We start from the raw sequence: 7,006 nt of genomic DNA on the forward strand, positions 1-7,006 counted from the left end.
CGGCTTGTGTCCGCAGAGGCCGTGTGCGGATGACCCTGTGTAGCGATTGAGCAGGCGTGCCGATGTGGATTCTTTCGTGACGCAGTCCGTCGGCTGTGTTGCATTCCACGTCCATGATTGCGATGCAGATCACACCCTTTGGTGGGTGGTTCAAGAGGATGGTGGTGCGCGATGTCACGGTGCATCACTGCGCCCGTCCCGCGGCGCGAAGGCTTCGAGAGCGTCTGCGTCGGTGGCCCGAGCATGAAGGAAGTAGTCGGCCCACTCTGCGATTTCGGGGTAGGAGGACTCCTGCGTGACCTGGGTGATGGCAGCCTCGGTATCGAACGTGGTCGATCGCAGTTCGACGCCGGGGCCCAGAAGCGCCCAGTGGGCTCCCGCCCGCCCATAGGGCATGCCGATGCTGCCGGGGTTGATCACGAGTCGGCCGTGGGCGAGGCGGACGAACGGCATGTGTGTATGTCCGCAGACCACCGTGCGGACATCGGAGTCGAGCTCGCTGAAGACCTCTTGCCAGCGGTCAAGGCGTGAGTCCACCAGGACGACCTCTTCATCGTCACGAGGGGTGGCATGGCAGAACAGCACCTTCCCGAGGCCGCGCACTGGGAGAGAGAGTGATCGGGGCAGTTGGCCGAGAAGGTCGAGGTGGTCTTCGCGTAGCTGTTCGGCGGCCCAGGGAGCAATCGGATCGGGGATCGAGTCGCATTGGCCGCGGCGGTATTCGAGGAGTTCGCGGTCGGCGTTGCCGCTGATCCAGACGATGCGGTCGCCGAGACTGACCAGCAGGTCGAGGACCTGGGTCGGCTGCGGGCCAGCGGTGATGTCGCCTGTCAGCACGATGCGATCGGCGGCGTTCACGTCTGGTTCGGCGAGCACGGCCTCCAGGGCGGGCAGGACTCCGTGGATGTCGGACAGTACGGCTACTCGGTTCAGCATGGTCACCACTGTGGGATGAGGTTCGATTGGAGGCGGGACCGTTCGCCGGACGCGTAGTTCAAGGGGGTGACTGCTTCAGCGCGTGCGGTCTTGGGGCGCGTACTTCTTCCGGGTTCTCCCCTTCAACTGCAGCTGCCGATCACCGTGGTTCGCGGAGCGGGCAGGCGGCTCACTCGGCTTGCCCCGGCGGTCGCTTCGCGGAGCCGGACGATCTCCTCGTGCTGGGCGGCGAGCCGGGCCAGGGCCTGGCCGCGGAAGTCGGTGAGTTCTTCGACCGTCTGCTCTGACTGGCTCAGCCGTTCCCGGAGCTTGGTGATCTCTGCCTTGAGCCGGGTGATCTGGGCCTCGCGAGGGTCGGGGATCTCACCGACGTCTTGAAGCGTCTGGAGGCGTCGTTCGAACTCGGTGCGGAGGTGCGCGTATGGGCGGGTGCCGTAGAACGCGGTGCGGTCGACGGCCGCCTCGTTGGCGAGGGTCTTGATGTCGCACTTTCCGCCGGGCGGCATCTCGCCTCGGAGGAGCCGGTCCATAGCGGCCCGGATGCGGTTCTCGTTCTCAGTCTTCTGGGCTGCGGAGATTCTCATGCGGACTCCTCACTCATGCTGGTGCTGGCGGCGTCGATCTCGGCGACGACGCGGAGGGCTCGGTCGAAGTCGGCTTGGAGCCGGGTGCGTTCGGTCTTGCGTGTGGTGCCGAGCTGACCGATGAAGGTCTTGGTGCGGTCGGCGTGTTCGCTCCAGACCGGCCGGTGGCAAGGATGATGGGTGGCCTGGGGACAGCGGGCGGAGTCACACATCCCGACCAGCGGACGGTCCGCGGTCGGGGTGCCGGCCAGCTTGAGGCAGAGAGCCCGGGACGGATCGGTGAACCAGCAGTAGTTCGCCGGACCGAGGTGGAGAACCTTGGCGCGCTTGGTCAACAGGTTGAGCACGTCGCGGTCGTTGCGCTGAATTCTTGGTGCCGCGGCCGCGGCAGGGTCGAGCTTCTCGTCGATGCTGGCGAAGAACTCGGTCAGACTGCGGGCGCCTGGTCCGGCTGGCAAAATGCCCTGCTGGTAGTTCCGGAATTCGGCCAGGACCAGGTTCAGGTTGCGGTCGCTCTCATGCTTGTTGACCTCGGCCAACAGCTCGGCTTGAGCCCCGCCGGGGCGGGAGACATACCCCTCCGATGTGGCGACGGCGATGTGCTTTAGGTGGATCTTGGTGGCCAGGACGCCGCCGGGCCGGTAGGCCATCTCCAATGCCAAAGTCCGCCGTAGCATCCTCAGATTCACGGGCCCGTCAGGGATAGGCACGAGCCCAAGCCGTTGCCCAGCCCGGGAGTTGACCCAGTTCCGGAACCACCGGTAACGGACGTCGAAAGCGAACCGGCCGAACAGCAACGCGTCGTCCTGCGGGTCCTCGTGGAGTTGCTCGGCCAGTTCAACGGCGCGATAGACCGGTTCGATGACGACCCATTCGTCGTCGGTCCCACCGAGCGGCTGGCCTTTGACGACCTTGCTGGCGATCCGAAATCGGGTGAAGCCGGGGACGGGCTCTTCGGGTGGTCGGCGGCATCCGACCCGCAATTCCATCAGTTCACTCGCGCGCATCCCAGAGACGGTGGCCAGGACTGTGATCGCGGCGGTCCGGACGATTCCGACCAGGGCGACAGCCTGCAGTCGGTGTAGCGGGATGGTCCAGGGAAGCGAGGACGCCCCGTCCGCCGCCAGGACCCCGGCGGGTTCGCGGGCGAAAGCCTTCTCGACGCCCACCGCGGCGATGGTGGCTTCCAGCGGACCGCGCAGGGCCGTGAACCATCGGGACCAGAACTGGCTGGACCCGGCCTGCCGGGCCAGGACGCCGGTGGCCACGGACAAGAGCGGATCATCGCCGGACCAGCCGTCGGCCAGCCGGCCGGCGATGTGGTGATCAGCCAGCATGGGCAGCGGTGTGCACGTTCGCTCGTACTCGGCCAGCAGTCTCGTGAGCGCGGCCGTCGGGGCGGGACCGCCCTGGCGGAGCCCTTCCGTTTTGCAGGATGACGTGAGGTCAGCCTCCCGCACTTCCCTGGCGAGCTCGACAGCATGAGGGCCGAGTGCGGTGACCAGGTAGAGGGCAGCGGCGAGCATCGGCTGCAGGATGCTGTCCTCGACCGGCGGGGTCTTGTTCTGCCCCCGGCCGCAGGGCATCTCAGCGACGGCCGAGGCGGTGGCCCCGCCCCACGGCCGGAGATCTGCGGAGACACGGTCGGCGGTGAACAGCTCGCGGTAGCCGACCAGGTCGACGACGATCTGCGCGGCAGCACGTCTGGTTCCGTGGCTCTGCTCCCCGACGACAGTGCCGTGCTCGTCGAGCACGTAGCGGCGGTGGGCCAGGTAAGCCTCGCAGAGCCGCGTGTCGATCTGTTCCAGGCTGGCGACTCCTTGGCTCCCCAACCAGGTGAGGAAACGGGTGAGTTCGCCCAGCCGGCCCGCGCAGCTGGTCAGGTGCAGTGCCGTGCGATAGGCGCGGGGCAGCGGGATGACCGCCGGATGTCTGGGGGCGAGCATGGCCAGCACCAGTTCCTTGGCGACCAGACGCCAGCGGGGATCGGTGATGGCCGCGAAGTCGAAGCGCCGCGTGCAGCGGGCCATTTGAGCTGGCAGGCCGATGACGTGGGTGAAGTCCCAGATGTCGTCCTCGAAGCGCGGGCGGCTCACACCTTCGGGCAGGGAGAGGCTGGCTTCGCGGCAGACGTCGGCACCGGCGAAGACCGCGGAGCGGTCATCGAAGGGGGAGACGGCAATGGAGGTGGTCACGCGGTGATCTCCTCGGGACGCAGGGGAAGTTCGTCGTCCCCGTCGGCGATGTGGGCGGCAGCCGCTGCGAGAACGGCGGGATCGAAGCGGTCCAGGACCTGCTGGATGCGGGCGGCATAGGGGCCGAAGACGGCCATGAACTGGGCGGCGGGCATCTGCTGCCACTGCCGGGAGAAGAACGCCTTCAGCCGTAGCAGGTTGGCCGCGTGCCGCGGGGCGAAGACGGCCAGTGGGCAGAGCAGGCAGACCCAGGGGCGGGCCGGACATGGCTTGCCCTTCGGTCCGTGCAGCCCGGAGAGTTGATCGCCGCAGGCAGCCGTGAATACGTCGCGCTGTCCGCCGATCAGTTCGGCGATCGCCGTGTCGTCCAGGTCCATGGCCGCGACCAGCTGCGGATAGTCGGCGGCCAGTGTTGCCGCGTCCTCTTCGGTGATCACGGTGGGTGGGTGGGAGCGTCGCAGCATGTCGTGCTGGGCGTCCTCGATGACCGCTTCGATGGCGCCTTGTTGAGCCGGAGTGGCCGCGGTCAGGTAGTGGTCGCCCTCGACAGCCGATGTGTGGTTCGGGTCGATCGTTGCCCGGCCACTGCCGGTCCAGGTGGTCTTGTCCCGCATCGCCTCGTGTGTGGTGCGGATCCGAGAGCGGTGAATCTTCAGGGGCCGCCCGTCCCCTCCCAGCACCTGGTGGCGCACGACCCACCGCTGGATGGTTACTCGCCCGCCGGTTCCGGTGGTGACCGCGAAGCATCCGGGCCGGCTCAGAGCCAGCCACAGACGTCGCCGGTCTTCCGTACCGGTGAAGCTCCTCAGCAGAGCTGAGTGTGCCAGCCACTGCTCCAGCAGGCGCACGGCCCGCCGCGGGAGGTTCAAGCTCTCCGCTGCCGTACGGCCCTTGACGTAGGAGAGCAGGACCGTGCTGTCACCGGCCCAGTCGATGTCATCAGTGACCAGGTCGTCGATGCCGTCGGGCACGATGCCGGAGTAGATGCCGAACAGCAGCCGGTAGGCAATCATGTCGTGGTGGGTGGGGAAGAGGTCGGCGCTGGCCTGCATGAATCCGCCCCGCTGCCAGATCGCCGTCTCGCTGCAGCCGAGTTCTTCGCCGAAGCGGGCGGCGGTCACTGGGCCGAGCCGGGCCAACAACCACCTCACGTTGTCGGGTTCCCAGCCGCTGGACCCCGGGTGCTTCGCCCGGGCGGCAGCGGCCAGGGCCTGCCGGTGGGCGGCGTACGAGTCGTCGGCCAGCGTGCGGCAGACCTCGGTGAGCCGCTGCCACTCCGCCTCTCCGTAGGGTGGCAGCTGGTGATGGTTCGGCTGCTGGTTGTAGGGCCGTCCCTCCGCAAGTTCCAGCACCCCATCGGTGAGGACCCCGCCGACCTGCGCGAATGCCCTCACCATCGCGCGGGTGCATGCCTCTCGGGGGCCGGTGCTGCCGAGCCAGAACTCCGCGAGCTGCCCTCGTCGGAGTCGAGCGCCGCCGCCGGTAAACCCTCGTTCGGCGAGAACTCGGACCATCTGCCGCAGGGCCTGGACGTAGTGGTTGACCGTGCCGGCCGAATCCGCCGTGCCGTGTGGGTGGATCAGGTCGACCAAGCCGATGGCCAGGTCCCGGGCGAGGTGTGAGTTGGGCAAGCCATCCAGAGCGAAGTCCGCGCGGCTGCCGTCGCTGAACACGCAGGTGAGGCCGAGGGGTTCGTCGATCAGCATGGTCGGCATCAGCGGTCACCGTCCTCGGTCTCGTCGTCGAACTCGGCCGCGGCTTCCCGCTCGGCTGCCGCATCGCCGGTCAGCCCGGCGGCGGCTCCGGCGCCCTCGTATGCCTCCCGGTAGATGCGGGTCGTATCCAGGCGGCGGAGGTACTTTTCCGTGGTCAGAACAGTGGAATGGCCTAGAAGATCACGAAGCACCAGTAGCGGATCGGCCTTGCTCAGGTAGAAGACCAGGGCGGCGTCCGCGTCGGTGTCCCGCACGAGCTTCGCGGCCTGCCGGTAGTGCCCGGTGACCAGGTATTCCAAGGTCCTCATCGAGAAAGTGTGGCGACAACGGTGGGGCCAGACGTGCGGGAACCGGGGCTCGAAGCGGGCCCGGATCCGGTCGGATGTGCGCTCGAAGACCGTGGCCCAGGCAGTGAACGGGCCACCGCCGTTCTTCACCGCCAGCAGGCACGAGCCGCCCTCCGGGGCGACCAGGCGACGCCGCTCGGCCGGAGTCAGCGACTCCCAGGGGCGCCGGACCCCGTTGATCAGCCCGCCCCGGGCGTCCGGCTCACTCACCATCAGCGGTTCGCCCCATCGCCGTGGCGGCCGCCAGAGTGAGCCTTCCGTCGTGGCGGCCCGGTCCAGGTCGAGATAGTCGTGCAGCCCGGCGAGGGCCTCGTAAGAGGTCCATGTGGTGCGGAACTTCTTGCCCTTGGTGATCCCGGCCGGCACCGGGAACGGGATGGGAACCTGGGTCGGCTCCGGCGGCAGGGCGGGGATCTCCCAGGGCAGCAGGTAGGTGAACTCCTGCAGCCGCATTCCGGTGGCCAGCGCGTGATCCCCGACCGCCGCATTGCGGGTCAGCTCCCGCCCGTGAAAACCGGTGTCCTGCGAGCCGTCCGGGGCGAGCCCGCGCAGGCCCTTGCGGAACAGCTCGGTGAAGTCGGGCTCCAGGTACTTGATCGTCACGTGCGGCTTCGGGGTGCGGCGGACCGCCAGGTTCACCTTCACCTCCCGACCGGTCCCGGCGAACAGAGCCCGCGCGGCCCGGTAGGTGAACGGCTCGGCCGTCGCGTACTCCTCGTTCATCGCCCACCGGTAGAACAGCGACAGGATGCTCATGTGCTGGCCCCACGTCGTCGCCGCGAACCGGGCCTTCAACGGACCCGCCGCCCGATGCTCGGCGTACCGGCTCAACCCCGCCTTCAGCCGTACCCGCGAGTCGAACAACCCCACACCGTGCTCGGCCAGGAACTCCATCCACTCCTTGACCGCCCGCGCGTAGTTCTCCCACGAACTCGGCGCTGGCGCCCCGCTCGCCGGGAGCTCGCGCAGCCACCGGTTCACCACCGCCGTCGGACGCGGCGCGGCCGGGCCATCCTCGAACCGCAGATCGTCATCGATGAGCACCGGCATGCCCTCGGGGATCAACGGCCGATGCTCGATGTCCCAGGAGCCATAGCCCCGGGATGAGAAGAAGCTCAGGATCATGGGTGCTGACAGTAGAAACACCACACGGCTCAGTGCAAAGCCCAAACCCCCTGGCCATCAGCCCAGTTAGAGTCAATCGCCACACGCAAACTAAGCAGAGACAA

5 protein-coding genes are annotated in these 7,006 nt (G+C 67.9%); all 5 read right to left on the reverse strand.

Annotation, left to right across the window (positions count from 1 at the left end):
* Window positions 1–174 precede the first annotated feature (174 nt).
* The 5 genes from QMK24_RS40265 to QMK24_RS40285 all read right to left on the reverse strand — a co-directional run bounded on the left by QMK24_RS40265 (window position 175) and on the right by QMK24_RS40285 (window position 6,902).
* Window positions 175–936, reverse strand: coding sequence for a metallophosphoesterase family protein (locus tag QMK24_RS40265; protein WP_283471876.1), 762 nt, complete (start codon window positions 934–936; stop codon window positions 175–177).
* 122 nt (window positions 937–1,058) lie between these two features.
* Window positions 1,059–1,520 (reverse strand): hypothetical protein, encoded by a 462-nt coding sequence (locus QMK24_RS40270; RefSeq protein ID WP_283471872.1) that lies wholly within the window; start codon window positions 1,518–1,520, stop codon window positions 1,059–1,061.
* On the reverse strand, window positions 1,517–3,715 hold the full coding sequence (locus tag QMK24_RS40275; protein WP_283471873.1) for a site-specific integrase: 2,199 nt from the start codon (window positions 3,713–3,715) through the stop codon (window positions 1,517–1,519). Before QMK24_RS40275 ends, QMK24_RS40270 begins: the two co-directional genes overlap by 4 nt.
* Window positions 3,712–5,430, reverse strand: coding sequence for a hypothetical protein (locus QMK24_RS40280; RefSeq protein ID WP_283471874.1), 1,719 nt, complete (start codon window positions 5,428–5,430; stop codon window positions 3,712–3,714). Before QMK24_RS40280 ends, QMK24_RS40275 begins: the two co-directional genes overlap by 4 nt.
* The gene (locus QMK24_RS40285) at window positions 5,430–6,902 is read right to left on the reverse strand and encodes a site-specific integrase (protein ID WP_283471875.1); all 1,473 of its coding nucleotides are present in this window, start codon (window positions 6,900–6,902) and stop codon (window positions 5,430–5,432) included. The genes QMK24_RS40280 and QMK24_RS40285 overlap by 1 nt, the downstream gene beginning before the upstream one ends.
* Window positions 6,903–7,006 lie beyond the last annotated feature (104 nt).

This window comes from Streptomyces sp. PH10-H1 (assembly GCF_030063355.1).
Taxonomy (GTDB): domain Bacteria; phylum Actinomycetota; class Actinomycetes; order Streptomycetales; family Streptomycetaceae; genus Actinacidiphila.